The sequence below is a fragment of the Propionimicrobium lymphophilum DSM 4903 genome (genome assembly GCF_000423485.1).
Taxonomy (GTDB): domain Bacteria; phylum Actinomycetota; class Actinomycetes; order Propionibacteriales; family Propionibacteriaceae; genus Propionimicrobium; species Propionimicrobium lymphophilum.
In genome coordinates, this window is record NZ_AUIB01000011.1 from 30,368 (window position 1) to 57,043 (window position 26,676).

Annotated in this window: 25 protein-coding genes; 11 read left to right on the forward strand and 14 right to left on the reverse strand. The window is 60.5% G+C overall.

Going from position 1 to position 26,676, the window contains the following annotated elements:
* Positions 1–58 precede the first annotated feature (58 nt).
* Together G556_RS0106720 and G556_RS0106725 are read right to left on the reverse strand one after the other, a co-directional pair.
* Positions 59–421: a DoxX family protein gene (locus G556_RS0106720; RefSeq protein ID WP_028822217.1), complete on the reverse strand. Its 363-nt coding sequence runs from the start codon at positions 419–421 to the stop codon at positions 59–61.
* Positions 422–431: 10 nt separating this feature from the next.
* Positions 432–881, reverse strand: coding sequence for an HIT family protein (locus G556_RS0106725; protein WP_028822218.1), 450 nt, complete (start codon positions 879–881; stop codon positions 432–434).
* A gap of 127 nt (positions 882–1,008) precedes the next feature.
* Here G556_RS0106725 and G556_RS11640 point away from each other — a divergent pair, with 127 nt between their 5' ends.
* Positions 1,009–1,137: a DLW-39 family protein gene (locus G556_RS11640; RefSeq protein ID WP_211219449.1), complete on the forward strand. Its 129-nt coding sequence runs from the start codon at positions 1,009–1,011 to the stop codon at positions 1,135–1,137.
* On the opposite strand, the gene G556_RS0106730 is transcribed toward G556_RS11640, so the two are convergent.
* Complete coding sequence (locus G556_RS0106730) at positions 1,138–2,910, reverse strand: hypothetical protein (RefSeq protein ID WP_028822219.1); 1,773 nt, start codon at positions 2,908–2,910, stop codon at positions 1,138–1,140.
* A gap of 111 nt (positions 2,911–3,021) precedes the next feature.
* On the opposite strand from G556_RS0106730, the gene G556_RS10515 reads away from it, so the two are divergent.
* The 5 genes from G556_RS10515 to G556_RS0106755 all read left to right on the forward strand — a co-directional run bounded on the left by G556_RS10515 (position 3,022) and on the right by G556_RS0106755 (position 7,928).
* Complete coding sequence (locus G556_RS10515) at positions 3,022–4,230, forward strand: sensor histidine kinase (protein ID WP_051176756.1); 1,209 nt, start codon at positions 3,022–3,024, stop codon at positions 4,228–4,230.
* Positions 4,231–4,282: 52 nt separating this feature from the next.
* Complete coding sequence (locus G556_RS0106740) at positions 4,283–4,954, forward strand: response regulator (RefSeq protein WP_028822220.1); 672 nt, start codon at positions 4,283–4,285, stop codon at positions 4,952–4,954.
* 92 nt (positions 4,955–5,046) lie between these two features.
* On the forward strand, positions 5,047–5,685 hold the full coding sequence (locus G556_RS0106745) for an RNA polymerase sigma factor (protein ID WP_028822221.1): 639 nt from the start codon (positions 5,047–5,049) through the stop codon (positions 5,683–5,685).
* A gap of 233 nt (positions 5,686–5,918) precedes the next feature.
* The gene (locus tag G556_RS11095) at positions 5,919–6,590 is read left to right on the forward strand and encodes a GNAT family N-acetyltransferase (RefSeq protein WP_016454910.1); all 672 of its coding nucleotides are present in this window, start codon (positions 5,919–5,921) and stop codon (positions 6,588–6,590) included.
* 3 nt (positions 6,591–6,593) lie between these two features.
* Positions 6,594–7,928 carry an MFS transporter gene (locus G556_RS0106755; RefSeq protein WP_081675542.1) on the forward strand — a complete coding sequence of 445 codons (1,335 nt, stop codon included), beginning with the start codon at positions 6,594–6,596 and terminating at the stop codon, positions 7,926–7,928.
* Here G556_RS0106755 and G556_RS10525 read toward each other — a convergent pair.
* The 9 genes from G556_RS10525 to G556_RS11100 all read right to left on the reverse strand — a co-directional run bounded on the left by G556_RS10525 (position 7,915) and on the right by G556_RS11100 (position 16,168).
* Positions 7,915–10,482, reverse strand: coding sequence for an AfsR/SARP family transcriptional regulator (locus G556_RS10525; RefSeq protein ID WP_081675543.1), 2,568 nt, complete (start codon positions 10,480–10,482; stop codon positions 7,915–7,917). The two genes, G556_RS0106755 and G556_RS10525, sit on opposite strands and share 14 nt — an antisense overlap.
* On the reverse strand, positions 10,470–10,865 hold the full coding sequence (locus G556_RS0106765; protein ID WP_028822223.1) for a TadE family protein: 396 nt from the start codon (positions 10,863–10,865) through the stop codon (positions 10,470–10,472). The genes G556_RS10525 and G556_RS0106765 overlap by 13 nt, the downstream gene beginning before the upstream one ends.
* Position 10,866: 1 nt before the next feature.
* Complete coding sequence (locus tag G556_RS0106770; protein WP_028822224.1) at positions 10,867–11,220, reverse strand: TadE/TadG family type IV pilus assembly protein; 354 nt, start codon at positions 11,218–11,220, stop codon at positions 10,867–10,869.
* Positions 11,221–11,424, reverse strand: a complete 204-nt coding sequence (locus G556_RS0106775; RefSeq protein WP_028822225.1) for a hypothetical protein — start codon at positions 11,422–11,424, stop codon at positions 11,221–11,223.
* A 113-nt stretch (positions 11,425–11,537) separates the two neighbouring features.
* Positions 11,538–12,422: a type II secretion system F family protein gene (locus G556_RS10530; RefSeq protein WP_036916171.1), complete on the reverse strand. Its 885-nt coding sequence runs from the start codon at positions 12,420–12,422 to the stop codon at positions 11,538–11,540.
* On the reverse strand, positions 12,419–13,240 hold the full coding sequence (locus G556_RS0106785) for a type II secretion system F family protein (RefSeq protein WP_028822226.1): 822 nt from the start codon (positions 13,238–13,240) through the stop codon (positions 12,419–12,421). Before G556_RS0106785 ends, G556_RS10530 begins: the two co-directional genes overlap by 4 nt.
* Entirely contained in the window at positions 13,237–14,676 is a 1,440-nt protein-coding gene (locus G556_RS0106790) for a TadA family conjugal transfer-associated ATPase (protein WP_028822227.1), read from the reverse strand. Before G556_RS0106790 ends, G556_RS0106785 begins: the two co-directional genes overlap by 4 nt.
* Complete coding sequence (locus G556_RS10535; protein ID WP_155941776.1) at positions 14,673–15,452, reverse strand: CpaE/TadZ family protein; 780 nt, start codon at positions 15,450–15,452, stop codon at positions 14,673–14,675. The genes G556_RS0106790 and G556_RS10535 overlap by 4 nt, the downstream gene beginning before the upstream one ends.
* Positions 15,449–16,168: an SAF domain-containing protein gene (locus tag G556_RS11100; RefSeq protein WP_051176760.1), complete on the reverse strand. Its 720-nt coding sequence runs from the start codon at positions 16,166–16,168 to the stop codon at positions 15,449–15,451. The genes G556_RS10535 and G556_RS11100 overlap by 4 nt, the downstream gene beginning before the upstream one ends.
* Before the next feature lie 271 nt (positions 16,169–16,439).
* Between G556_RS11100 and G556_RS10540 the strand changes: the two genes are divergently transcribed.
* A complete protein-coding gene (locus tag G556_RS10540; protein ID WP_155941777.1) occupies positions 16,440–17,792 on the forward strand; it encodes a histidine kinase in 1,353 nt (450 codons plus the stop codon).
* Between the two features lie 3 nt (positions 17,793–17,795).
* On the opposite strand, the gene G556_RS0106810 is transcribed toward G556_RS10540, so the two are convergent.
* Together G556_RS0106810 and G556_RS0106815 are read right to left on the reverse strand one after the other, a co-directional pair.
* Positions 17,796–19,484: a formate--tetrahydrofolate ligase gene (locus tag G556_RS0106810; protein WP_028822229.1), complete on the reverse strand. Its 1,689-nt coding sequence runs from the start codon at positions 19,482–19,484 to the stop codon at positions 17,796–17,798.
* Between the two features lie 57 nt (positions 19,485–19,541).
* Positions 19,542–20,336 (reverse strand): deoxyribonuclease IV, encoded by a 795-nt coding sequence (locus G556_RS0106815; protein ID WP_028822230.1) that lies wholly within the window; start codon positions 20,334–20,336, stop codon positions 19,542–19,544.
* 63 nt (positions 20,337–20,399) lie between these two features.
* Between G556_RS0106815 and pta the strand changes: the two genes are divergently transcribed.
* The 4 genes from pta to G556_RS11465 form a co-directional block, all read left to right on the forward strand.
* Positions 20,400–21,902 (forward strand): phosphate acetyltransferase, encoded by a 1,503-nt coding sequence (pta, locus tag G556_RS0106820; RefSeq protein WP_028822231.1) that lies wholly within the window; start codon positions 20,400–20,402, stop codon positions 21,900–21,902.
* 251 nt (positions 21,903–22,153) lie between these two features.
* Entirely contained in the window at positions 22,154–23,698 is a 1,545-nt protein-coding gene (locus G556_RS0106825; protein WP_028822232.1) for a peptide MFS transporter, read from the forward strand.
* Positions 23,699–23,718: 20 nt separating this feature from the next.
* A complete protein-coding gene (locus G556_RS0106830) occupies positions 23,719–25,785 on the forward strand; it encodes a CocE/NonD family hydrolase (protein WP_028822233.1) in 2,067 nt (688 codons plus the stop codon).
* A gap of 648 nt (positions 25,786–26,433) precedes the next feature.
* Positions 26,434–26,676, forward strand: a 243-nt coding sequence (locus tag G556_RS11465) for a hypothetical protein (protein WP_420806062.1), incomplete at its 3' end; no start/stop codon positions are given.

Sequence of the window (26,676 nt, forward strand, 5' to 3'; positions counted from 1 at the left end):
ATTTATGCCCAGCGGCTCGAACCCGAGAGGGCTTGCGCCACAAAATTCGTGATGAAAATTACGCCTCGCGAATTACGTTGGCTGCCTGCTTGAGCAGCAGCGCCTGCAGCGGAAGACGTCCATATGCGACGGCCTTCAGCGCGAGCGGTTTCTTGCGCCACAGGTACGCCATGTAGATGTTCGCCGGGAAGACGGCAAGGAACAGCAGTATCGCCGCTACCCCACCCAGCTTCCGCGTCTTCTTGGAGGCGATGAGGCCGGCAGTCGCCAGCTCGGCCACGCCGGAGCCAAGCGTGTAGTCCCTAGGCTTGCCGGGCAGGCCCGGCGGGATGATCTGGTCGAAAGGCTCCGGCTTCGCGAAGTGAAGAACACCCATTCCAGCCAGCAGCGCGGTCAGCAGCTTTGCGTCTTTATTAGCCATGGGAAAAATTTTACTCGCCGCTCGCGCTGCCGAGCTTCGCCGGAACCTTATCGCCGTGGCCCTGCTCGACGAGCGCCATGCGGATGCGCTCGGTTGCCCTAAACAGATCCTTCGGATCGGCGCTTTCTGCCGCATTCGCCATCGACAGCTCGCCCTCACCCCAAGCCGGCAAGACGTGCAGGTGGACGTGCGGGACATCAAAACCGGCGATCATCATGGTGGCGCGGGGAGCGTCGAAAGCCTTCTCCTGGGCGCGCCCGATAGCGGCCGCGACACACATCAGGTGAGCGAGAGTGGCGTCGTCCAAATCTGTGAACTTGGCGACCTCTTTACGCGGCACAACAAGCATGTGGCCGTCCGTGATGGGGTTGATGGAGGCGAAAACCACGCAGACGTCATCGGCCCAGGCGAAATTACCGGGCAGCTCACCGTCGATTATCTTCGTAAAAACAGTGCTCATGAAGCCAAGCTTAAGACCCCAAAACGGCCGTACCAGAAGTTATGCACAATTAATTTTCGACGGCTCATGTTCCCAACCGCCACCGCGTCGGTAACAATCCTTGGGCAATCAGGCTACATTTGGCTTCATGAGTCGACGTCTCCTAGCCTTCCTATCGGTTGTTGGCCTAGCCATCGGTGCCGTCATTTTCGCCTCCAGGCGACGACGCGCTTACGAGGCCGCGCTTTGGAGCTCCGCGACAGACCCGCTGCCATGACTAGGTGTCGAAACGTTCAAGGCGGTCCCAGTCGAGCACTAGCTTGTGTGCGCCCGGGGCGACCTCGATGCGTCTTGGCAGCCGGGCGGTGGCGACTGACCCGCAGTTATAGCGGTCGTAATCAGTATCGACATCGCGGCCATTAAAAGTGAACGCACCCCGCCAAGTTAGCGAGTAATCGGCGAACGGTGTGGAAAGCCACAGCGTGCCGTCGGTCAACTCGATCTGATACGAGCGCAGATGCCGAATGAACTCGGCTAGGGAACCAAATTCCTCCTCGTCGACGAGCACCACCACGTAACCAGTGAGAATTCCTCGCTGGACAAACTCGTCGCCGCCGACCTGCTCGAAATTGTTAGTGCCCAAAATGCCGATGAAGGCGTTGCCCTTCCGGCCGGCAACCCAGTGCGGGCCGATTCGCGCCTGATCGAATTGGACGAATGGGAAGTGGAAGTGCGTGTAGTATTTCCGCTTACCCTCCATGAACCCGTGCCGGCCGCGCAGATCCTGGATGCCAAGAAGCACATTGCCCTGCTGGGCGAGATCGGGATTGATGCCGTTATCCGCCCACCGGCTGATGAACTTCCTGCCCTTCGATTTGGCCGCCGGATGGTTGCCGAACACATTCACCCCGCCGCGCAGTCGGGCGTGCCAAAGGTGTTGTTCGCCGCCGAACTCGCCGGGGCGATAACGCTGAGCGCTGCTCAGTTGATAGTTGCGGGTGGCGAACGTCGTGACGTTTCCGCGCTGAATGGCCTTGCCCACCATGAATGGGTTCATCAGATGCTGCACGGACGTCACCGCGAACTTGGGCAGCCAGCTGAACGCCTTAATCGGGCGCAGAATGCGGTTTCCGCGCACCTTAATTCCGCGAGCAAGAAGCATCGAATGTTTGATGGACCTGCGATTCACGATTGCCTGCATCCCCCACCAGAAGCGGGCGATGTCCAACTTCGATGTTCTCGGATAGTCCGGGTGGCGTTTCAGCTCGCCAAGAACTTCGTCGACGTTCAGGCCCTGCGAAATCTCAGTCCGACGCTCTTCCTCGTGGGTTCCGATGTACGCAATCGCCTCGGGCACTCGGTAGCGCATTCGGGTGATGAATACGCTCGAGATCTTACCCAGATCCACTTCGACGTCCGAGGTGCCGAAAGCAGAAGCCATGACAGCGGCCATCGGAGAATTCTGCGGGCGAAGTAGATATTCATCTTCTGCACGGGCGCAAGCGACGGCTAGATTCCCCTCGAAAGAATGCAGCGCCGCGTCCAAAATGAGCAGATCGAGAACCATTTCGGAACGTTTCCTGATACTCTCGTTGTTTGAGTGATCTACCAGCATGGTCAGCGCACCCACACACCTAGACATGGGCGCGGGCGAAAGCCACTCGCTGAAACCAAAGCGGAACCTGTCGGAGAGCCAAACCTGAATTCGTGAGGCAGCCGCTAAGAGGTGTTCCTCGGCCAACCTGGAATCAGTAAACCGCTCACCGGCAAAAGTCTGCGCGGAGATAAACTGTGCGACGCTAAATGTGAGCTGCCGGTTCTCCGTCCAAGTGGTCAACTGGTCGTTGCCCTGGGCATAGAAATTGAACCTGAACCCAAGCACACAATCGCGAACTACGCGCATTAGTTCTTCGGGCAGCTCTGCGGTCAAATAGGCGCGCAGCAACAGCAGGAGATCGATGTCGCAGCCGGCCCGACGGACGTTGATCCTGGAGACGAGCTTCAGAATGTAGGCCTTATCGAGACCGCGCTCCCCAAAGGTCGGTGGCACCAGCGCACAACTACCCACGCGACTGACCTTTCTTGCTTGCTTGAGTCTCGCTACTAATAATTCTGCAACTTGTTCGCTCTTTTTTCGGCCAATGGAGTTTAATTTTATGGTGTGGCAACAGATAACTCGGCTTCCTCGCTAACCCGGACCAAGTATCCGACCCTCCTAGACGCGGTCTTGACGATAGTCCTGGTGTTCGCGACCAGCTTCTGGGGAGACCTCTGGGGCAATCGCGGTGAATCGCCTAGTTACCTGGCTTCCGTGGTCACTTCAATCGGCATGACGAGTTCGTTGTTCTTCAGACGCTCCCAGCCGTGGCTGATGCTGGCGCTCATCTGCGCATTCGGCGGCACCCAACTGATTCTGGTGCCGCACCCCACTTGGGCGCTGGCGGCAGTGCCGATCGCCAGCTACGCGATGGCGCGGATGGTGCAAGGCATCGCGGCTAGGTGGCTGCCGCTGATCTGCGGGCTGGGAGCCGTCATCGGCCCGCTTCGCTGGACGGCAGGAATTTCTGAAAAAAGCGAAAAAATCGAGTCCACCGTCGCGTTGATTCTGCTGTGCCTGGCGTGGATCGTCATCCCCTATCTGCTTGGCAGACGAGACCAAGAAACCGCGGTCGCGGAGCTTGAGCGCGCGGAGGGCGCCAGGAAGCGCTACGAATCAGAGGTGGCCAGGCAGACGGAGGCCGAACGCGCCACCGAGACGCGCGTTCGAAACGAGATCGCCCGCGAGCTGCACGACATCGTCGCCCACTCGCTTTCGGTGATCGTAGTGCAGGCCGAAGGCGGCAAAGCGCTTGCCAAAAAGCACCCGGACAAGGCCGTCGACGTCCTCGAAACCATCGGCGAAACCGGACGCGAGGCACTCGTCGAGATGCGGCGAATCGTGGGCGTGCTGCGCAACGGAAATGACGCGGAATACGCGCCCAGCCCCGGCCTGGCAGACATCGGCGACCTGGTGAAGCGGGCCGGTTCTAGGGTGACACTAACCGAGCGCGGCACCCGTCCGACACTCTCGGCGGCCGTCGGGCTGACCATCTATAGGGTGACGCAAGAGGCACTGACCAACGTCATGAAGCACTCCGGCTCCGACGCTAGAGTTTCTGTCGGGCTGCGCTACGAACCGAGCAAGGTGGAGGTCTCCATTTACGACGATGGCGGCGAGGACAAAGCCCGCCCGGCCGAAGTCAGCGGTACCGGATACGGCATCCGCGGAATGCGCGAGAGGGTGCAGGCCGTGGGCGGCAAACTCAATGCCGGGCCACTCGGCGCGGGTTGGCTAGTGCAAGCGGTAATTCCGGTTAACCGAAAAGGCTAGAACTTTGCTGGCCGTTTAAGGCCATAATGAATTAGGTAACTCAAGGAGCGATATGACCGAAAACGAACCAAACAAGCTCGCAGTGATGCTTGTCGACGACCAGGCCCTCGTGCGCAGCGGTTTCAGGATGCTGATCGACGCCGAAGACGACATGGAAGTTGTGGCCGAGGCGTCCGACGGCAACGAGGCCCTCGACGTGTTGGCCAGGCAGAAAGTCGACGTCGTGCTCATGGATATTCGGATGCCCGGCCTAGACGGGGTCGAGACCACTAAGCGAATCGTCGAGAAGAAGATTCCGGCCAAGGTGCTGGTGCTGACCACCTTCGACCTCGATGAATACGTGTTTAGCGCGCTCAAGTCTGGCGCGTCGGGCTTCATGCTCAAGGACGCCCACCCAATCGACCTACTCAACGCCATCCGTGCGGTCAGCGCCGGCGATTCGGTGGTTGCCCCCAGCGCCACCCGCAGGCTGCTCGACCACGTCGTGCCCAACCTGCCCAGCTCGCCGGAAGATCACTCCGAACGCTTGGACGTGCTCACCGACCGCGAGCGCGAGGTGCTGGCAGAGATCGCGAAGGGCGCCACCAACTCCGAGATCGCTTCCACCCTGTTCATGGCAGAGGGCACGGTCAAGACCCACGTGGGACGCCTACTTTCCAAGCTGAAGGCTCGCGACCGGGTTCAGCTCGTACTGATCGCCCTAGAGGCCGGAATCGGCCGCTAATAAATAACCGGACAACACCTATAGCCTTCGGGCAACATCACCACACGAAGAGACAACCCTAGTGGCAACACCGCCAGGGTTGTCTCTTTTTCATGAGCATCGCCACCAAACTTAACCAGCAATGGCACGCAATCGCCGATAACGAACTCGACCCGCAGGTCCTCGGGCAACGCATCCCTGCCTGGCAAGCGCTTGAGCTTTGCGCACACGATGACGTGGTCGCACGGCTGTTGCGGGCCGCCCAAGACGGCGACGAGTTGAGCGGTTTTGTGGTTCTCTACGCCACACTGCCCCGACTAAAAATGCTTGCCCGGGCGCATAATCGCTACTACCTTGACGACTTTGTTGCCGACTTTTGGCTTCGCATGATGAGTTTCCCACAAAATCGGATGCGCAAAAACATCGTCACAAATCTGGCCCTGGACACGCTGAAAAGGCTCAACAGGTCCGGGGCGAAATCGCGCAGGGAATTGCTGGTCGAGAAAGTGCCGATTAGGGATGTTCACAAAAATTCGACAGCCGAAATAATCAACCTAATCGCAACCGGAAAAGCATTAGGCATAGTCAGCGCGTCGACGGCGGGGGTTTTGGAGACGGTCTACGCCCGCGGATACAGCTGTTCCCAGGCCGCAAGAATCCACAACATCTCGCACGACGCGGTTCGCAGCCGCTGCAGCCAAGCCGCCAGAAAACTTCGGCTGCACGCGCCACAACTGCTGGCAGCAGCCTAAAAATGGCGCGAGAATATACCCAACTGCTGGAAGGAATTTCGGAAAACGCAAAATATCAATGCCACGGTCGTACTCAATTGACGCAAGAACAAGCTTTTTTATATAGTCAATATCAGACGCCCAGGGGGTTGTTAGGGGTGACTAGCAGCCCCCTGGTGCTTTTTCATCTAACGGCAATTTAAGTCGCCGATTCTTGTTTCCTTAACCGCCAAACAGGTGACTAACCTGTATGCATGCGTATTGATCGTGTCACCAACCCGGACGAGGCCCGTCAGATCCACCAAGAGCTCATCGATGTGAGCTTTCCGCCGGACGAAAAATCGTCGGCGGACGTCTTCGTGGACGCCGTTAAATCTGGGAGCACGCTGCTTTACGGAGCCCGTCACGAAGGAAGATGGGCCGGCGAAGTTTCGCTTGAGGTGCAAGACGAGAAAGACCTCGCCCTGATCTCTTGGCTATCCACCTCCGAACACGCCCGCGGCCACGGCCTCGGTGGCAAACTTCTGCAGACCGCGATCGACGAAGGCACCAAACTGGGCGCCAAGTGGCTGATCGGGGAAATCGAGAACCCGGCGACGCCGCCCACGTCCGTCGCCCACGGCGATCCTGCCGCCCGCAGCCTCTTCTACGCCAGGCGAGGCGCCAAGGCACTGATGCTCGACTACCTACAGCCCCCGATCGAACCGGGCAAAAACGCGATGGACATGTTGCTGATCGTTTTCTCACAGCAGCCACTGCCCGCAGCTTTACCCGCCAAGCCGCTGAGCCGCTTCTTGAAGGACTATGTCGGCGGATACGAACCCACCTGGAACCGCCTGGAGGCGGGGCTTCGTGGCGACGAAGTGGAGCTTGTCGACCTCGACCAGGACGCGTTCGACAAGTCGCGGCTGGCAAGCAGAAAGTAGTTCATGGATTTCCTTCGCCGACTGCAGCATCTGATGCGCAGGCCGCTGTTTCGTCGAATCGTAATACTTCGTCTATTCAGCCAGGGCGGCGATTCGATGATCCAGGTGGGCATGGCCAGCTACGTGCTGTTCAACCCGCAGTCGCAAGCCTCTGGGCCAGCAATAGCCGCTGTTTTAGCCATCACGATGCTGCCGTTCAGCGTCGTCGGGCCATTCTTGTCCGAGCTGCTAGATAGATTCAGCAGACAGCGGATAACGATCGTCTGCGACGTCTCGCGAATCGTGCTCTGCGTCGCGATGGCGGTTGCGGTGGCCTCCGGCGCAACGGCGGGAGTCGGCCAGATATTGCTGATGGTGCTGCTGCTATTCGCGCTCAGCATCAACCGACTGCAGCTAGCCGGGCTATCCGCTGGGCTGCCGTTCACGATCGAAAAAGACGAATACGTCGAGGCGGTCAGCCTGATGCCCATGCTTGGCCCGATCGCTGCGGTGGCCGGCGGCGGCGCGGCTGCGATCGCCCGCATCACGGTCGGTAACGCCTGGGGAGCCAACCAGGCCGACGGCTTCCTCTTCTGCCTGGCCGCCGTCTGCTTCGCGGGAGCAGTCTGGCTTGCGCTAGGAATCGGCCGAAAAGAACTGGGTCCCACCCAAGCAAAGCTCGGACCGGGCGCGCGGAGTGTGCTAAGCGGGCTCGTCGACGCGGGAAAAAATCTTTGGCAGACCCGCCCCGCGTTTTGGGCGATCGCCACGGTTTTCTTCGCCAGGATGTGCTGGGGCGCGCTGATCGTAACGGTCGTGCTGCTTTACCGCCATCATTTCCACGATTCGACCCAAGAGGCGGCCGCGATGGTGGACATGGCCGCCTGGTTCGGGCTCGCGGGCTTCGGTTTCGCACTATGCGGCGTGCTCGTCACCCCAGCCAGCAGAAGCTTCGGAATCCGCAAGACGGTGATCGGGCTGCTGCTTGCCTCCGCGCTGACGCTCGTGCTGCCCGCCGCTTGGCTCTCGCCAATCTCGTTGTTGTTCAGCGGCTTGCTCATCGGGCTGCTAGCGCAGAGCATCAAGGCGTGCGGAGACACCATCGTCCAGGCTCACACCACCGACCGCTATCGCGGGCGGGTCATGGTTATCTACGACATCTTCAACAACCTGGGCATCGTGGTCGGCGCATTGATAGCCGGATTCACGCTGCCCGCCGACGGGGCATCGACTGCGGCATACTGGGCGATGATCTGTTGGTTCCTGGTCGTTGCGGCGATCTTCACCGTTGTCTCCGCTAAATCGCCCGAGACGTATGACCGAGGCACAACTCGCAGCCAATCTTCTAGATCGCTCTAGCCCTAGCCTGCCCCTCGACGGTCTGCTGCAGCAGCTCAACCGTCTCGTCCAGCAGATCGACGCCCAACTGACGCGCGTGCCGAGTGATGTGCAGGACTAACCTGTCGGCCTCGACGTCGTTGCCGGCCAGATGCTCGGTCTTTAGCCGCAGCCCAAGCAAAAGCTCGTCTTCGGGGACGGCCAACAGACCCTTGGCAGCTGCCCAGCGGGCCGTTTCGATGTCGCCGTGTTCCAGAGCTAAACGCCCGAGACGAAGCCCCGTGTCGCGGATCATGCTGGCCATCGCCACTCGCAGGGGTTCCGCCCAACTCCACTGGCCTGGGGCCGCGTCCGCAAGCGGTGCTCCACGAACCAGCTCCAGCGCCCGCCTAAGGACGGTCTCGGAAGCGCGATCCACACCACCCACCAGCATCGTCCTGAACTGTTCCCAGTCGGAAGAAACACCCGGGTGCAGACGGATGCGTCCCGAATACGCCTCTGGCAGGTACGGGTTACCTTCCTCGTCGGAGCCGAGCCAGCTGCGCAGCCTAGACATATTTGAGCGGCGGGTGCCCTCGGCGACCAGCAGCGACCTGGTCATCTGAGCCGCGCTGGCGCCCGGGTGCTCGAGCAGCCAGGCGCAGTATTCCTGGCACTGTTTGAGCGCCCTCGGGGGTATTTTTCCGCGAGCGGACTCTAGAGTGACAGGGCCGAGCATCAGAAGAATCGGGTTGGAATTATTCACTTGTGCCTCCTGATCGCGCTCTGTCTGACCAGCTAGTTCGGTTGTTTCGCGGCCCCACCACTCGGCCTGCTCGTATTCGGTGCTCGACGACTTCTCGAAGATCTCCGCCAGCCCGCGTCGAGCGGGGGCGCTGACTAGTTCCGGCGAGAAGACCCTGCCACCTGGCATCTTTGCGGTGGCATCGGCGACCTGGAACATCGGGTGCTCGTTGCTTGCTTCACAGACCAGCACGCCAAGAGCGCAGCGTCGCAGATCCTCGGCGGCTGGCAGGTTGGACGGCATTTGTTCGAACACGTAAAGCCTTGGACGTAAAGAATCGGGCGACGAGGCTTCGCTTCGGCCTGCCAGATCGGCCATCAACATTCGATACGCCACCGCAGCATCGGCGGTCTGCAAGCTGGGCTCGTCCATGGTCGATAGCCAATCGAAGCCGGAGCCCGCCGAAACTATGTCCGCGTCTGGCTCTTCGCTTGCTGCGACGTAGAGCACGATGCCGGTGGCGAACGCATTCGCCCGCTCGGCGTCGCCCGAGATGGAGGTGATTCCAGCGTCAAAGAAGTCGTAGCTGATGGGCTTAGAATCGTCGGTCAGCTCGTGCCCGACATGTAGGCCATGCGCGTGGCTGGAAAGGATTCTCGCGGTTTCGTTGCACAGGCCACCGAGCGTCGAAATCGCGGATTCTAGCTCCCCTGCCGCATGTTCCGGGCGCCTGATTGCCCTGCCTAATGGTCGCTGCACCTGCTGGCGATTGCGACGACGATAGATTGCCGCAGAAAGCGTCGCTGCCAACGCCAAAGACACACCGGCCGAAGAACCGACAGCTGAGACGACGCTGGCCACGATCGGGCCAACGCCTAACTGGTTGGCAACATCGAGCCTCGGAGACTCAAGAGAAAGCGACTTTTCCACCCGTGTCGGGCACCGCACGACGTCGGCTAGGGCGACCAGGTCGTCGGGCACCTCTTCAGCCGGAAGCTCCGGCGTGGCCTCCTCAACAGGCGTGGAATTTTGTTCCGCAGACTCCAGAGCATCGACTTGCTGTGCGTCTGGGATGCTCAGGCGCCAACCAGGCTTGATCAAGGCTGGATCTTTGATCAGATCGCTGTTTGCTGCCAAGATCTGGGGCCACTTGCCGGGATCTCCGAGCTGCTCACCAGCGATCGACCACAGGCTGTCGCCCTTCTCTACCTCCACCTCGCTAGACCAGCTCTCCTCGGCATCCTGCACAGAAGCCAGCGATACGGCGTGAGTTTCGTGCGGGATCAGCAGACGAGTTCCCGCGTCCAAGACCTGAGTCGGAGAGCCCAAAACTGTGTCGTTTAGCTCGGCGATTTCGCGCCAGCGCATGCCGTCACCCAGATGCTCCTCGGCCAGGGTCCAAAGATCGTCCCCGGCTGAAGTGGTGTAGCTCAACAGCTCGTCGTTTCGCTGCGCTTCTTCTTGCGCATGATTCGTCGCAGAAACATCGGCCTGCTGAACTATTGCCGGAGCCTCAGGAACGGAATTGACCGCCGACGCACCCAGTCCCAGCAAGGCGGTGACCAGCAGCGCGCTGGAGGAAGAGAACACCCGAAGGCCGGGCACGCTCAACCGAACCTGACCGGCGGTTAGTGCCGAGACGAACTCGAAAACCAAACTGAGGCAGGCAGCTGCCCACGCAAGCCAGGCGACGATGGTCAGCACGCCGACCGCCAAGTCCGGCACCGAGGCGAAAGTCGGCTGCAGCGAGCCCAGCGCGTCGAGGCGGCCTATCCTAACGAGCATTACCGGGGCCACGAAGACAATCGCGATCATCGCCAGTGCGGCCCCGAGGGCCTTCAGCATTCGCATGTGCTACTCCTAAAACTGTCTATCTTTTCCCTTGCGGTCTGGGTCAGCGTCAGCCGAGGACCACCGACTTGAGTCATGTCGATCTGACAGGAGGCGCTCGCCCGCACAAACCCGTCCGCAGAATCCGTCCACACCTTCAGGTTCCGGCACGAAGAACCGGACGTCGCCAGGTCCGACTCCACCACCTGACGCACGCGGGGATCCACGCAGCTAGCGCACTGCCCCGAGGCCGCGCGGGCACCGGCCGAGACGGCGTCGGCAAGCTGCGCCTTCGCCCAATAGAGCCTGGCCCCAATGATGATCAGACAGACCACAAGGAATATCGCAGGCAAGATCACTGCAGCCTCCACGCTGGCCATGCCCCTGATATCTTTGCTGTTCATCTCAAAATTCTTTCGGCCGGAAGGCCTGCGCTTCGACCCTAGAAAGTGGCCCTGGCAGCGGCGAATTCGTGGTGGCGATGAGCTCGAACCGAACGCTGGAGGGGTTTTCGTCGAACCTAATTTCGACGTCCTTCAGCCCAGCTCGGTCCGCCAACCGTTTGGCGACCTCGACGCCCTGACGGCAATCGCCATACACGGCAGCCGCGCGCTCGGCGCCGGCCATCGCTGCCTGCTGGGCCGCACTTTTTGCGTGCGCGTGCACCCCAGCGGCGATGGCAAGCAGGATTACGCCCAAGACCAACGGGGCGAGCACAGCCCAGCTGACCGATTGGCTCATCCCGCGTTCGTCGCCCATCTACCCCTCTGCTCCCAGCGTCGCCAGCTTGCCCTTCACGTAGACGCCGACGATTGCGATCACCGCGGCGGCCAACGCGACTGCACCCGTGAGCAGCACCGCGTTCTCCGTCGACTGCGAGAGCCCTCGCTCGTCGCGCCTGACCGGAGCCTTCGCCTGAACGTAGAGCCCGATTGCCTTGTTCCTGAGCCTGATCAATTGCATATTTTCTTTTCCTTCTGCCGAGCCGCAAGCAGGATCTGCTGCACGCGGGCTATTTATTTTTCCGAATTAAAAATGTGGTTAGAGAGTTATCCACAGGGAACTTTTTTACTTCCTCACTGCATGGCCATTCGTAAAAGTGGCGGGGTGATGAAGGCAAAGGCGAAAATCAGCACGGGCACGGACATCCAAAGCGTCATCCGCTCGCTGACCGCATGCGCCTGTTCCTTCGCGCGGTTTAGGTGCTGAGTTCGCAGTTCCTTGGCGCGCTGGGCCAGGGTGTCGGCGATCGCGGCGCCCTGCTCGTCCAGGCGCATAATGTCGGCGACGTCCGAAAGCTGCGGCACACCCAGCGTCTCAGAAAGCCTTTCGAGATCCTGCCACGGCGAGCGCTGTTCCAGGCGGGCACGCGTCAGGCAAGCCTGCACCCGAACCAGCAGCGGAGCGGGCGAGATCTCCGCCGCCGCGGACAGCGCCTGCACCGCGGAACGATTCGCCAAGCGCTCCAAGAAAACCAGATCGATGTATGTATGGACGACTTCGGCAGCTGTCTGCGTCGTCTGGGTGAACTGCTGACGAAGCTGCAAAGTGGGCAGGAACCAGCCGGCAATCCCGCCGACCAGACCCGCGAACAGCGAAACGCCCAGCGCGGATGAGAACCCTCCGATCACCCCGACCACCATGGCCGGGAGCAGGAAACCGGCAAGCGCGAACACCGTTTTGAGTAGAAAGAAGTCGCCAATCGAACGGCCCTGCAGACCCAGCAGCGCCATATTGGACTGCGAAAGCGGCACCGGCAACCGTCGATATACCCACGCACCGAATCTCTCCAGCCGAGAGTTTTCGTCTGCCACTAAAACGGTGGTCGGCTGCGGGGCGGCCTCATTATTCCCCAGCAGTTCTAACGCATCGGACAACCGCAAGGCAGACGGGTAAAGCATGGCGAAGAAGCTCCACACACCGAGGCCCAGAGCAGCGCCGGCTAACAGTTGGACGATCATTGGTTCACCTGCAAGATTCGCTCGCGCTTTTGCGGCCTGGACATGCGCTGCAGCATCCGCAGCGAAAGCATGTAACAGACGAAGAAACCGATGGCCAGCACCTGCCCGATGGGAGTGGTGAAAGGCGCAAAATAAGACGGATTAATGACTACCCCGGCACCCAAAACGACGACCGTGATCATCGTCACCTGGCGAACGACGACCCTCGGCTTGGCCCGTTCCGCGTCGATCTCGCGGAGCGCCGCGAGCCTGTCAGAGACGCTGTCCGCTAGCGCGTCAAGCGTGCGGTGCGCGCCCAGGCCACCACGCTCAGAACACAGTATGCAGGCGGCGAGCACGGCATCGGCGTCTGTGGAGTCCCACTCGTCGGCGAGAGCCAGCAGCGATTCTCGAACGGACCAACGGCCGCGAAGCCGCGCGAGCGCTGTTGAAACACCTGACTTCAACATCTTCGGGCACTGAGCATAGGTGGCGCGCATGGCGTCCGGAATGGATTTGCCCGTGGCTACAGACGCGGTCAGCAGCCGAACCCAGCGGTCTAACGCAGCTAATAACTGCACCTCGCGATTGGGTTTGGGCCGCAACAGATCGGGCAGAACCAGCCCGACTCCGGGGCCGACGATCAACGCGGGCAACCACCCGGTGACCAACGCAAACATGGCGCTAAGCGCGAGCACACCCCCTGTCCTAACGCTGATTTTGGGCAGGTTGAGCGGTTTAGAAACGATCCGACTTTTGCTGGAACGAGCGCCCACCACCACTACGAACGCGCCGAATAAAAACAGGAATGCCCCAAGGCCGGCGACCAGCGCATTCACGCTTGCACCTCGTATCGGGACAGCTCGGCGAGCAGCTCGACCGGCGGATCGAAGAGCGCAGGACGCCCGTCGATGCCCGCCTGGTAGACCAGGTGCGTCACCGGGCGGCCATTCTCGATTGCGCCCGTCAACGCCCGCACCTCGGCCACGAATCGGCGGCGGGAGCCACCGCGCCAGGTGTCGTCGACGAGGTTGACGTGCACGAGCAGATGCAGGTTCAGTGCGATCTGCCGAAACGCCTGGTCTAGGCTCAACGCCGCACCGGATGCGACGCGCGTAGCTAGCCGGTCCATCGTGGAGGAGGCCGAATGCGAATGCGTCGTGGACAGGCAACCCGTGCCGATCTGCATTGCTTCGAACATGGCGCCGGCCTCGCTGCCACGCACCTCACCGATGATCAACCGGCTCAGGTTCTGCCGCAGCGCCTCCGGAACCAGCTCGGCGACGCTGTATTCGCCAAGCCGCCTGCCGTCCACTAGCTCTCCGAGCCCAGTTTTCGCCTGCATCGCGAGCATGTTCTTTCGTCCAGGCTGCAGATGCGTCAGCAACTCGTAGTCGGTCTCGATGGTGCCGAAGCGCTCGTTCGCGGGGATCGCATCGATCAGGGCGCGCAGCAGCGTGGTTTTTCCGGCCCCTTGGTCGCCTGATATGACGATCGATTTGCGCGCGAGCACCGCCAGCCGCAGAAATTTGGCCAGGCTTGTCGGCATCATGTCGCGGGCGGCCAGCTCGTCGAGCGTGATGCTGGTGAGAATGTGGTGGCGGATCACGATCGACGGGCGGTAGCTGAGCCCGAACCCGACGGCGTGGATCCTGAACTGATCTGAGGTCTCCTTGCCAACGGCTACGGTCATCATGGGGTGGGCATCGTCGAAGGCGCGCGGCGGATTCGCGCTGGACCCGAAGAACCTGATGGCCTCCACGAGCTCCTCGTCGTTGTCGGCAACCGGCGGATGGTTGACGCGTCGCCCGTCGCTATACTGCACAACCACGGAGTCGTAGCCGTGAATCTCGATGTTTTCGGCATCCGGGATCTCGAACAGCGGCTGCATCCTGCCATAACCAAAAATGGCGTTCTCGACGGCATGCGCGTAGCGCCGCTCCAGCGCCAGCGGCCAAAGCTGCTGACCGCTGGTGCTCAGGTGCTCGGCGTAGGCGCGAACCACTTGACGGATTACGGCGCGGCCCATCATCTGACGGTCGTCATCGTCGAGTTGCTCACCGGAGCCCCACGTCTCTAGGCGACGGCTGATCTTTTCCGACGCCTCTTTCCGTAGCTCCACAACCAGCTTCCAGTCGATACTGGCTCCGGCGTCAACCGTCAGCGTTCGCCGCGGTTGAACACTTGGCTGCGGCGCCGGCTCGACCTGCGACCTATCTAGCGTCGTCAGTGCAGTGCTCAGGTCTAATGCGGCCGCTCCCCGCTTGGCGTTCATCGGGCCTCCATCTGCTCTGGACGAATCGTCAGCGCGCTAACCTCGAAGAGCTTTTCCACCAGAAGTTGAAGCGATCTGCGATAGTTCCGCTGACCCAAAACAGCGGCCTTCGGGGCCTGATCCGACAGCCTCGCCGCGACGCTCGGCGCCCAAACCACATCGCCGGCCACGGGAAGATCGAATTGGGCGGAAATCTCACGCCCCGAATACGGTCGCCCGGCGCCGATGAGGATAATGCCGAGCTCCCCTGCGGCTGAGTCGTACAAAGATTGCAGCGTAGGCAGCCATAGTTTCGCGCAAGCCAACGACGGCAGATTGCTGCGTGTAACTAAGTAACAGGCGTCGGCTGCGGCGAATATCTGCGCGGAAGAATTCGTGACATCTAGGCGTCCCAGGTCGAAAAATATGTCCGCGCCAGAATCGGAGAGCCGCTCCGCCTGGGAAAGTAGCGCGGGCAGCGCCGAAGAAAACAGCGCAGGCGCCTTCGGATTTCTGAAGCCCGGAACGAAAGAGGCATGCGTCACACCAGGAAGCGGTATTGCGATGGCGGAAAGCAGATCGGCGGAAATCTCGCCCGACCGGACTGCCTCGGCGAAATCTCCAAGATCCGTGCTCGGTTCGGTTCGCCCTGCTAGCAGCCCGGCAAGCACGGACTGGCTGGGGTGCGGATCGGCGTCGATAACCATCACCGGCCTTGGCCAAGACAAAGCCAACCCGAGGGCGGTTGTGGTTACGCCGGGGCTACCACCCGCGCTGCAGAAGACGTAAACGCTCATGCGGCATCCGCCTGCCTGACCAGAGCCAGTCTGTCTGCAGCGGCCAAGGCCGCAACTACAGACGCGTTCTCGCTGCTGACGGTGACGTCGACTAATTTGGTCTGACCGTCGAGCACGCCGCTCTGGCTGACAACGTTTGCCGCGAATTCCTGCCCCGGGCCGCCGTCAGCAACCTCCACCAATGTGACGCGGGCACCCGCCGGCAGATCCTTTGCCGGCAGCCTGCCAGTGGCAAGTTTGAGCCCGATCATGGCTGAGCCTGAGTCGACTTCCGCGTCGCCCACCGACTGCGGGGCGAGCAAGGAACCCGACGGAATATCGGTGCGCGCAATCTTCCCCACGAGGCTCTGCGCCTCAGCCTTCTCGACGACGGGCACTCCCACTGCAGCCCCGACGCTCGTGCTGGCCAGATCGGGGCCCGAGATGACCTCGCCACGCTGAATGTTTCGAGTGGCGGAAACAACGTCACGAGTGTTGCCATTGGCCGCGATAGCCCAGACCATAAGGAGCGCACCCAAAGCGCAGAAAAGAATGCCCGCAATTGCCAAACGAAAATTGCGTTTAGCCCTGGCAGGAGCGACAGAATTAACCTTTCGGCCGCTAGAAACGGCGCTATGACTAACGTTGTCGGCTCCATTTGAACCCTTAAATTCGGCCATCCGCGCATGCGATTCGTCGCCGGAAAATGACTCGACAAAGCTAAGGGGATTTGCCATCTGGTCTCCTGAAATTGGGGTGTGCAGAAATGCCAAAGGCCCGCTTATATTAACGAGATGAAATTTGGCCAAACCACAGTTATCAACGGGTTTTAAGTTCCCTAACTAAATTCCTGGGGATCCGCGATTAAGCCAAGAACAAGACTTAAGAAAGAGTTAATGCCTTAACCCACGCTTCAGGTATCTATTTGAAAAATTAGTTAATTCGTTAGCGATTTCATTAGATTCAGCCATGACACCCTGCTCTATTGGGGGAATAGAAAGGCCAAACATGTCGGAAACTTTCAGGTTCGTACCGGGAATGATCCTGCCCTCGGGAGAACAACACGAAGTCGGAGTTGACGAACTGTTTTTCTCCACGACCGACGCTAAAGGCGTCATCGAAGAGGCGAACTCTGTATTCGTCCGGCTATCGCATTGGCCCAGAGAACAGCTGATCGGCGCAGCACACAACATCATTCGTCACCAGATGATGCCCGGTGGCGCGTTCAGGCTGATGTGGCAGACGCTAGAGTCTGGACGCCCGTTCGCGGCATACGTCCACAACCTTGCCAATAACGGCAGCCGCTACGACGTGTTCGCCACCATCACCCCGCTCGACGATGGCTATCTTTCCGTCCGCACCCGCCCGATGTGCCCGGTGCCGTTCGGTGCCGCTGAGCAGATCTATAAAGAGTCACTAGCAGTGGAGATGATCGCGAAGGCGGACGGAGCGAACCGTCACGAGGCCGCGACGGTGGGCGCGGAAAAGCTCGCTGAGCTGCTCAACGCGGCAGGTTTCAACAGCTACGAAGACTTCATGCTCGAGACGCTGCCCGCCGAGATCGAGGCTCGCGAGAAAGCTGGCCACGTCATGCCCGAGTGCAACGCCGAGGGCGTCTACGGCGAGATGCTGCAGACAGTCGGCCAGCTGCACCAGCAGCTCGGCGTCGCGATGTCCGATCTGCAGAATCTGAAGGATCAGTCGACGCAGCTACAGGAAGCGTCCGACGTGCTGCGCGGCATCCTCGAAGCAACCAACGAGGTGTCCGAGGCCGTCAACCAGCTGCCTTCGGACTCCATCGAAAAGCGCACGCTGACCATGCCGTTGACGCTGTGGAGCTCCATGGATGCGGAGATTCGCGGCCTAACCGACGAGCTGACCGAAACGCTCAAAGAGACGTCGTCGACCGCAAGCCACACGCGCTTCCGAATCGCTCTGGCCAGGCTGCACGCCACCATGATCGGAAACTTTGTCGCGGAACTGGCGACGGATCCGGCAGCCAGCGAGATCACCTCGAACATCGGGCTGCTCACCCGAGCCATTTCGCAGGCCATTCAAGAGCTCAACGAGCAGGCGAGCAGCTACTCGCAACAGTCCAAGAAGGCAACCGACAACGCCCGTCAGGTGGCTGGTCTGTTGCAGATGCTCGTCGACCTGCTGGGTTCTTGGGTTGCCGGCAACGAGGGCCGCGAGCTGCCCGCCGAGGTGGCGGATATCGCACCGAAGATTTCCGAGCAGGTTGAACGCTCCAAGCAGGTCATCGAAAAGCTGGAGTTCATCTCCGGGCCCAGCGAACTGCCGGACGCCGACCAGATGAACCAGACCGTCGAGGCGATGCGTCAGATCGGGAGCCAGTTCTAGACCTTAGAAGAGTCCGACGATTCGCCCATCCGGGGTGATGTCCATCTTCTCTGCGGCCGGATGAGTGCCCAGGCCGGGCATGGTCTGCATGGCTCCCGCCAGGGCGTACACGTAACCGGCGCCCGCCGCCAGGCGCACCTCGCGGATAGGTAGCGTCCAGCCCGTCGGTGCGCCGCGATCGGCCGGGTCTGCGGTGGTGGACAGGTGGGTCTTCGCGATCAGGACCGGCAGCTTTCCGAAACCTAGCTCGGTGAACCTGGCCAGCTGTTTGGCGGCCGCTGGCTCGATCTTGACGCCGTCAGCGCCGTACACCTTCGTCGCGATTGAATTGATCTTGTCTTCCAGAGAGTCCTCGGGCTCGTAGCTGAAGTGCAGGTCTGTGGCCTGATCGGCTGCCTCGACGACCGCCTTCGCCAGCTCCTGAGCACCCTCGCCGCCGTCGGCGACGTGCGTCGAAACCACGCACGCCACGCCCTTGCTGGCGGCGAAATCCTTGATGACCTGGTGTTCGCTTTCGTGATCGTCAGGGAACGCGTTGATTGCCACCACCGCGGGCACGCCGGATTTGCGGACGATGTCCAGGTGGTGAGCCAGGTTTGATAGGCCGGCCTCGACGTCCGCGCTATTCTCCTCCAGCAGCTCGGGCGGCAGCGGCTTGCCGGCGACAACCTTGTGGCGTCCGGAGTGCAGTTTCAGCGCGCGGACCGTAACCACGATCACGGCAGCATCCGGAACCAGACCGGAGGTGGCGCACTTGACGTTGACGAAACGCTCGTAACCCAGATCCGCTCCGAAGCCGGCCTCCGTAACAACGAAGTCGGTGTTTGCTAGGGCAAACTTGTCAGCGATGATCGAGCTGTTCCCGGTGGCTATGTTGCCGAACGGGCCGCAGTGAATCAGCGCGGCCTGGCCCTCGAGCGTCTGCAACAGATTGGGTCGTAGCGCGTCGCGCAGCAGAACAGCCATGGCTCCTGCGGCCTTTAGGTCCTCGGCCGTGACGGGCTCGCCTGAGGTGTTGAAGCCGACGACGATTCGCCCGAGCCGGGCGCGCAGATCGGGAAGATCCGCAGATTGTGCGACGATCGTCATGATTTCGCTGGCCGCGGTGATGTCGAAACGGGATTGGCGGGGCACGCCGTCGACCTTTCGGCCGAGCCCTACGACGATGTTACGCAGCGCGCGATCGTTCATGTCCAGCACTCGTCCGCAGGTAATGGAGTGCGGCTCGATGTCCAGTTTGTTGCCGTGCTGCAGGTGGTTGTCAACCATTGCGGCCAGCAGGTTGTGCGCGGCGGTGATGGCGTGGAAATCTCCTGTCAGGTGCAGGTTGAGGGTCTCCATCGGCACGACCTGCGAGTAGCCCGCGCCGGCTGCACCGCCCTTGATGCCGAAGACCGGCCCGAGCGAAGGCTGACGCAGCGTCGCGACGACCTTTTTGCCCAGTTTGCCCAAGCCCTGAACCAGGCCGATGGCGGTGGTTGTCTTGCCCTCGCCCAGCGGCGTCGGGGTGACGGCGGTCACTACGACGTATTTTCCGCGCTGGCTACCAGCCTCGCGAAGTTTCGCGGGTTCGATCTTGGCAGCGTAGTGACCGAAGGGTTCGAGGTCGGTTGGGCTGAGACTCAGCTGCTCGCCGATCTCTGTGAGGGGACGAAGTTTTGCGGATTGTGCTATTTCAAGATCGCTGGCCATAGCCCCTATTCAACACTGTCTTAGGAGTTAGCGACCAGTTTCTTGCCATCAAACGCGTCATTTTCCTCTCTCAGCCAACCACGCCAGGTCTGCCTGGTGGCCCTCGAGCCCGCCGGGCGTCTCCAAGATCGCCGGAGCATCGGCCCTGTTGACGGCCTCAATCAGTAGCTCCTCACCGAGCGTGCCCGAGCCCAAGTTAGCGTGGCGGTCGGCGCCTGTGCCGGGCTCGTCGCGCGAATCGTTTAGGTGTAGCAGCGAGATGCCGCCAGTGATCTCGCGAACCTTGTCGATCATCTGAAGAATGTCCTCGCCGGAGCCGTTGGCGTGGCAGGTGTCGAAAACGGTGCCGACGTGTTCGATGTTGTCGGAGGCAGAAATTTTTTCCCAAACGCGGGCAATGGAATCGCTAAATCTCATCATGGCATTTTTGCCGCCTGCGGTGTTTTCAATGAGCAGCGGGCAGGAAATCTCCAGGCCGTCGACGGCCTTGAACCAGTTCTCGTAGCCGGCCTCGGGGTCGTCGTCGGCCGTGACGTGGCCACCGTGCACCACCACTCCCCTGGCGCCGATGGACGCTGCCGCATCGAGCGTCTTCTGCAGCAGCTTTCGGCTGGGAATCCTGATGCGGTTGTTGGTGGACGCCACATTAATTACGTAAGCAGCGTGCACATAGATGCCTACTCCCGCCTCCTCGGCAGCCGACCGCAGCCCCTCCGCACCGCCTGGGAAGGAAATCTTGGGGGTCTTCCAGCTGCGCGGATCGCCGAGGCTGATCTGGACGATGGGCACGTCCAAGCTCGAAGCGTCGTCGATTGCGGATAGCTCGTCTACGTGGGCACCGATCAAGTTCATGCATCCAGACTAGTTATGCCCTCAAAGCTCGCGGGCAAGCCCCTGCACCGTTACTCTTAGAGTGTGAGCAAAAGCATTTACGTAGCCGCAGCCGGCTCCAACGTCAACAAAGAGCAGGTTGCCGAAAAGATTGTTAAAGAACTAGCCAAGAGCGGCTCGGTTGCGGTTTTCCGACCGATCACCCCCGCCTCGGACGAGGTTGTCCGTCGCCTAATCAATGCCGCAGGTACCGACCAGAAGGCAGAGGACGCCATCGGTGTTCCCGCCGATAAATTCGCCGAGGATGCTGTTGCTGCTGAGGCACAGATCGTCAAGAAGTTCGGCGCGCTGAAGGCCGCACACGTTGCAGTCGTCGTTGTCGGCTCCGACTACGACACCGCCATCGCCCCGGCCGAGCTGGACATCAACGCCAGCCTCGCAGCAACCCTGAACGCTCCGGCAGTCGTGCTGGCTGGCGACGACGCCACCGCCAAGTTCGCAGCTAAACGTTTCGAAGCCAAGGGCGTGGACGTCCTGGCCACCGCTGACGCCGACGCAGCCGAGATCGCCGAGAGGCTGGCCACCAGCAAGCAGGCGCTGCGCACCCCGGCCATGTTCGAGTACGAAATCAACAAGATGGCCGCCGCAGACAAGCGCACCATCGTGCTGCCCGAGGCCGAGGACGCCCGAATTCTACAGGCCGCCGCAATCGTGCTCGAGCGCGACCTGGCCAACATCGTCCTGCTGGGCGAGGCCGACGAGGTCAAGAAGCAGGCCGCAGAGCTTGGCGTCGACGTCTCCGGCGCGAAGATCGTATCGATGAAGGACGAAAGCTACGTCGAGCGCTACGCCGCCAAGTACGCCGAACTGCGCGCGCACAAGGGCGTAACCGTCGAGGCTGCCCGGGAGAAGATGAAGGTTGCCAGCTATTTCGGCACCATGATGATTCACGAGGGCGAGGCCGACGGCATGGTCTCCGGCGCGAACAACACCACCGCAAACACCATCCGCCCGAGCCTCGAGTTCATCAAGACCAAGCCCGGCGTGAAGGTTGTTTCGGGCGCATTCCTGATGTCGCTTGCCGACCGCGTCCTGGTGTTCGCCGACTGCGCGGTAACCCCGAACCCGACTCCCGAGCAGCTGGCCGACATTGCAGCCAGCTCGGCCGTCACGGCCCGCGCGTTCGGCATCGAGCCGCGCGTGGCGCTGATCAGCTACTCCACCGGCACCTCCGGCGCTGGCCCCGACGTCGATGCAGTGCGCGAGGCAACCGAGCTGCTGGCCGCCCGCGAGCCTGACTTCGCCTTCGCCGGCCCGATCCAATTCGACGCCGCCATCGACCCGGTTGTGGGCAAGAAGAAGATGCCCGAGAACCCGGTTGCGGGCAACGCCAACGTATTCGTCTTCCCCGAGCTGAACACCGGCAACACCGTCTACAAGGCGGTTCAGCGCACTGCGGGCGCCAAGGCCAACGGCCCAGTTCTGCAGGGTCTCAAGAAGCCAGTCAACGACCTATCGCGCGGCGCACTCGTCGACGACATTGTCAACACGATCGTCATGACTGCAATTCAGGCGCAGCAGGGCTAAAAATACCGATAAATAGGCGGGTGGAAAATTAATTTTTCTGCCCGCCTTTTTACGCTCAAAAACGGCTTCTTAAGCCAGCGGTTAGTGCGCAACCGTCTTAGGTTTTAACCAAAAACAACTAAAATTGGATTTCGTTGTCGTCTATTCGGTGAGGAGGATTTCGCCAAAGCACTGCCCCGCGCGTAGAGCCAAGACACATAACTAGTTATGCGCTTGGGGTTCGATAAACCGACGGTTAGGCATCTTTTCTGATGAACAATGAAATTAATTTAATCGGCAAAAAAGCCGGAAAATTTCAAGCAAAACTAGAAAAAGCCCGCACACTCGACGCAAAGGCGCAGTCCAGCAAGGGATTAATGGGCCAGCCGAAAGGCCTTTACACGCTCTTTGGGCTGGAGCTTTGGGAGCGGTTCTCATACCTAGGCTTCCAGGCAATTCTGGCGCTCTACTTCGCGGCGTCAATCGCCCAAGGTGGTCTGGGCTACGACAAGGACGTCTCCTCTTCAATCGTTGCAGCGTTCGGGGCGCTGCTTTATTTGCTTTCCATCGCAGGGGCATGGATCGCGGACCGCGTCACCGGCACCCACCGCGCGCTCCTTTGGGGCGCGATCATCATCGCTGCCGGCCACATCACGATGGGCATCCCGGCTGAGGTGACCACCTGGATCGGGCTAGGACTAATCATCGTCGGCACCGGCTTGCTGAAACCGAACGTCTCCACCAAGGTCGGCGAGCTCTACGCACCGGAGGATGCCAGGCGCGACGCTGGCTTCTCCATATACTACGCCGGCATCAACATCGGCGCCTTCCTAGGCCCGCTGATCGTCGGCTACCTCGGCCCCGAAGTCAACTGGCACGCCGGCTTCGCGGCTGCTGCCGTCGGCATGGTGCTGGGCGTAATCCAGTACATCTTCGGCGAGAAAAACCTGGCCGGCCGCGAGCTGGCGGTCAAGATCCGCATGATGTTCAAGGCCGACAAATACTTCTGGCTGACCATCGGCCTGGTTGCAGTGGTGATAGCACTCGCCGTCGGCTTCTCTGCAATGGCTGACAACCCGCTCGGCCTAATCATAAACATGGTGACCGCGGTCACGATCATCGCACCAATCGCGTATCTGACGTGGATGTTCTTTTCGCCCAAAGTGACGAAGACCGAGAAGGCCAACCTGGGCCCCTACGCCCTGCTTCTGGTTGCGCTGGTGGCCTACAGCATCACCTACTTCCAGACCGGCAACACGCTGAACTTCATCGCCAACCAGCACACGAACAACAACATTCTGGGCTTCGAGTTCCCCGGAACTTGGTACATCCCCATGATCGCGCTGGTGGAGGTTGCCGCAGGTCCGCTGCTCGCGGCGCTGTGGATCAAACTGGGCAAGCATCAGCCGCCCGTCTCCGCGAAGGTGGGCATCGGCGTGATTCTGGGCGCGATCTCGTTCGCCATCATCGCGCTGGCCGGCGCTCTAACCGACCACGGCCACCTATTCGCGATGTGGTGGATCGTCGTCTCATACATCTTCATGGGGATCGGCGACCTATTCGTGCAGACATCGGGCATGTCGGCCACCACCAAACTGGCCCCGCGCGCATTCGCCGCACAAACGATGGCCGTGTGGTTCTCTGCGATGGCCATGACGCAGGGGCTGCAGGCACAAATCGTCAAACTTTTCGACTACGAACACATGAGCAACATCACCAGCTACTTCGGCTGGCAGGCGGTTGCCATCGGCGCGGTCGGCGTCATGCTGATTATTTTGACGCCATGGATGCGTAAACGCATGACCGTAGTCGGTTAAATCTATTCGAAGGAGGAAATATGAAGTACATCTCCGATTTTCCCTACGAGGTGGAGGTCGTCGAAGACTGGATTCCGCTTTCCGACGGCACCAGGCTGTGGATGAAGGCGTGGCTGCCTAAAACCGAAGAAAAGGTTCCGGTCATTCTCGAGTACCTGCCCTACCGTGCAGGCGACTGGACTTGGCCGCGCGATTCGGAGCGTCACCCCTACTACGCGGGCCACGGCTACGCGTCGGTGCGCGTCGACATTCGAGGCCACGGCAACTCCGAGGGCGTGCCCGGCGACGAATATGACGCCCAGGAACACGCCGACGGCGTTGAGGTCATCAATTGGCTTGCCAGCCGCGAATGGTCGAACGGCAACGTTGGCATGTTCGGCATTTCGTGGGGTGGTTTTAACTCGCTTCAGCTGGCCTACCTGCAGCCCGAGCCGCTGAAGGCAATCGTCACCGTCTGCTCCACCGACGACCGCTACGACAACGACGTGCACTACATGGGCGGCTCGATGCTGGCCGTCGACATGCACGCCTGGGCAGCCACCATGATGGCTTTCGAATCTCGCCCGGTAGACAAGCGCGTCTGGGGCGACAAGTGGCGCGAGCAGTGGGTTGGCAGGCTGAACAAGCTCAGTCCGTTCATCGACCGCTGGCTGGCCCACCAGACCCGCGACGACTACTGGCGTCACGGCTCGGTGTGCGAGGACTACTCGCGCATCAACGCGGCCGTCATGGCCGTCGGCGGCTGGTTCGACCCGTACCGCGACACCGTCCTGCGGCTCGTGGAAAACCTTTCTGCGCAAGGCAAGAACGTCAAGGGCATCATCGGCCCCTGGTCGCACCAATACCCGGACCGCGACCTGCGCCCGGGCCCGCACATCGACTTCCTCGGCGAAACCCTGCGTTGGTGGGACAAGTGGCTGAAGGAAGAAGATAACGACGTCATGGACGAGCCGCTGCTGCGCACCTGGATGCTCGATGGCTACGAGCCCAAGTCTGTCTACGATGAGATGCCCGGACGCTGGATCGCCGAGCGCGAATGGCCGAACCCGGCATTCGAGGCGAGGACGTTCTTACTTGCAGATGGCGCCTGCTGCCCGCTCGCCCAAGACCAGAACGGCAAGCAGATTGCGCGTGTCAAGAGCCCGCAGGACGTCGGGCAGCTTGCCGGCCGCTACTTCCCGTTCGGCAACGACACCGACCTTCCGGTCGATCAGCGCCCCGACGACGGCCGCAGCACGACGTTCGATTTCCCGCTGAGCAAGCCGCTGCAGATTTTGGGCAACGCCCAGGTGAACCTCAAGATAACGACGCAGGCGACCCGCGGCCAGGTTTACGTGCGCCTGTGTGACGTCGCCCCCGACGGCGCATCGACGCTGATTACCCGCGGCAACCTGAACCTGACGGCTCGTGAAGGCCGAGACAAGGTGGTGGAGTTCCCCGCCGGCGAATGGGTGGACGTCACCATCCCGATGACCGGCATCGCCTACCAAGTGCCCGAGGGTCACACGCTGCGGCTCTCGGTTTCCACGGCGTATTGGCCGTGGATTTGGCCGCAAGCGCAGAACGAGGCGGTCGAGATCGACCTAGCCGCCAGCCGCTTCGTCGTTCCGGAGCGCCTGGCACACGAGCAGGGCTCGGCTCAGGAAGAGCTGGACAAATCGGTGGTCTTCGGCGAGCCGGTTCAGCCGCCACTCATCGACGTCGAGTACCCCGAGGAGGGCCGCTCCGGCGCCCGTCGCCCGGAACGTTTGATTAGCTTCGACGTGGCCAAGCAGGAAACGCTGATTCAGGTGGACCCGATGTACGGTGGCACCAGGATCTACCCCGACGGCCTGCACTACAACGAGGACGCCGTCGAGCGTTACTGGATCAACTGGGACGACCCCACTAGCGCACGCACCGAGGCGCAGTGGAAGGTGGAGCTGACCCGTCCGGACATGGACTGGGAGGCCTCGCTGACCGCCGACACCCGGATCCGCTGCGACGAGAAGAACTTCTACACGCAGTCGATCGTCGAATGCTTTGATGAGGACGAAAAGATCTTTTCCAGGACCTGGGAAGAAACCATTCCGCGCGAAGCTAGCTAACGAATAAAACGAATAATTGGCCCGAGTTACCGGGCCAATTATTTTTTGGACGGCTAAATAAAACCTGCGAAAACAAAGCGGCCAGGCGGGTCTAATCAATTGGAGGCAGCAGCCTTCGCACCATTGAACGAAAGCTGAGGCCTGCTCCGAAAGGTAGTAGTGCTCAACATACGCAGGGCCTCCACGTCGCGGTTCGTCGAAATTTGTAAAGGAACACTTCATTAGGTGAACCTAAAAACGCGAGATAAAAATTCCGATTTTTAGCGTTTTTGAGCGTCCGTTTTCGGTATTTAAGAGATTAAGAAAAACTCTAGTTCCCTGGTGCCACAAAGGCCCCAAAAACATCGCCCTCTGGACATATTTCCCTACGCTTTTCGATATAGTTTTTACACTCGGAAAACTATCTGGGGTGGGAGAGTCTGGTGCTTAATCAAAGCGGAAAATCATCAACCCTCACCGCCACGCACCGAACCTTTCTTAAGTGGTGAAAGCCTAATGAGCGATAACAACGAATGTTTAGGAAAAACTGAAAGGAGCGGCAATGTCTGAAGTGCTCCCCGAAAGTTGGACTGGTTAATTTGGTTCCTTCTTTCGGGGAGTATCTTTATGCGCAAGAATGCTGCTTTGTCTTATAGTCAGCGGCTTCGTTTGATTGAGTTATTTGAGGCTGGTTACGGAAGAGAGGCGGCTGCTGACCTAGCCGGGTGTAGTAGGTATGCGTCGAGAAATTTTCAGGATCGGTGGCGTATTCATGGCAGGCTAGCTGTTGTGGATAGGTCAAAGTATTCGTCATATTCCTATGAGCTGAAGGTTCAGGCTGTTAAGCGTTTCCTTGCTGGTGAAACCAAGCCTGATATAGCTAAAGACTTGGAATTATCTTCTCCGAAACTG

Coding starts and splice junctions, on each gene's coding strand:
- G556_RS0106720 (WP_028822217.1), bottom strand. CDS start 421: ATGGCTAATAAAGACGCAAAGCTGCTGACCGCGCTGCTGGCTGGAATG.
- G556_RS0106725 (WP_028822218.1), bottom strand. CDS start 881: ATGAGCACTGTTTTTACGAAGATAATCGACGGTGAGCTGCCCGGTAAT.
- G556_RS11640 (WP_211219449.1), top strand. CDS start 1,009: ATGAGTCGACGTCTCCTAGCCTTCCTATCGGTTGTTGGCCTAGCCATC.
- G556_RS0106740 (WP_028822220.1), top strand. CDS start 4,283: ATGACCGAAAACGAACCAAACAAGCTCGCAGTGATGCTTGTCGACGAC.
- G556_RS0106745 (WP_028822221.1), top strand. CDS start 5,047: ATGAGCATCGCCACCAAACTTAACCAGCAATGGCACGCAATCGCCGAT.
- G556_RS11095 (WP_016454910.1), top strand. CDS start 5,919: ATGCGTATTGATCGTGTCACCAACCCGGACGAGGCCCGTCAGATCCAC.
- G556_RS0106755 (WP_081675542.1), top strand. CDS start 6,594: ATGGATTTCCTTCGCCGACTGCAGCATCTGATGCGCAGGCCGCTGTTT.
- G556_RS10525 (WP_081675543.1), bottom strand. CDS start 10,482: ATGCGAATGCTGAAGGCCCTCGGGGCCGCACTGGCGATGATCGCGATT.
- G556_RS0106765 (WP_028822223.1), bottom strand. CDS start 10,865: ATGAACAGCAAAGATATCAGGGGCATGGCCAGCGTGGAGGCTGCAGTG.
- G556_RS0106770 (WP_028822224.1), bottom strand. CDS start 11,220: ATGGGCGACGAACGCGGGATGAGCCAATCGGTCAGCTGGGCTGTGCTC.
- G556_RS0106775 (WP_028822225.1), bottom strand. CDS start 11,424: ATGCAATTGATCAGGCTCAGGAACAAGGCAATCGGGCTCTACGTTCAG.
- G556_RS10530 (WP_036916171.1), bottom strand. CDS start 12,422: ATGATCGTCCAACTGTTAGCCGGCGCTGCTCTGGGCCTCGGTGTGTGG.
- G556_RS0106790 (WP_028822227.1), bottom strand. CDS start 14,676: ATGAACGCCAAGCGGGGAGCGGCCGCATTAGACCTGAGCACTGCACTG.
- G556_RS10535 (WP_155941776.1), bottom strand. CDS start 15,452: ATGAGCGTTTACGTCTTCTGCAGCGCGGGTGGTAGCCCCGGCGTAACC.
- G556_RS11100 (WP_051176760.1), bottom strand. CDS start 16,168: ATGGCAAATCCCCTTAGCTTTGTCGAGTCATTTTCCGGCGACGAATCG.
- G556_RS10540 (WP_155941777.1), top strand. CDS start 16,440: ATGTCGGAAACTTTCAGGTTCGTACCGGGAATGATCCTGCCCTCGGGA.
- G556_RS0106810 (WP_028822229.1), bottom strand. CDS start 19,484: ATGGCCAGCGATCTTGAAATAGCACAATCCGCAAAACTTCGTCCCCTC.
- G556_RS0106815 (WP_028822230.1), bottom strand. CDS start 20,336: ATGAACTTGATCGGTGCCCACGTAGACGAGCTATCCGCAATCGACGAC.
- G556_RS0106825 (WP_028822232.1), top strand. CDS start 22,154: ATGAACAATGAAATTAATTTAATCGGCAAAAAAGCCGGAAAATTTCAA.
- G556_RS0106830 (WP_028822233.1), top strand. CDS start 23,719: ATGAAGTACATCTCCGATTTTCCCTACGAGGTGGAGGTCGTCGAAGAC.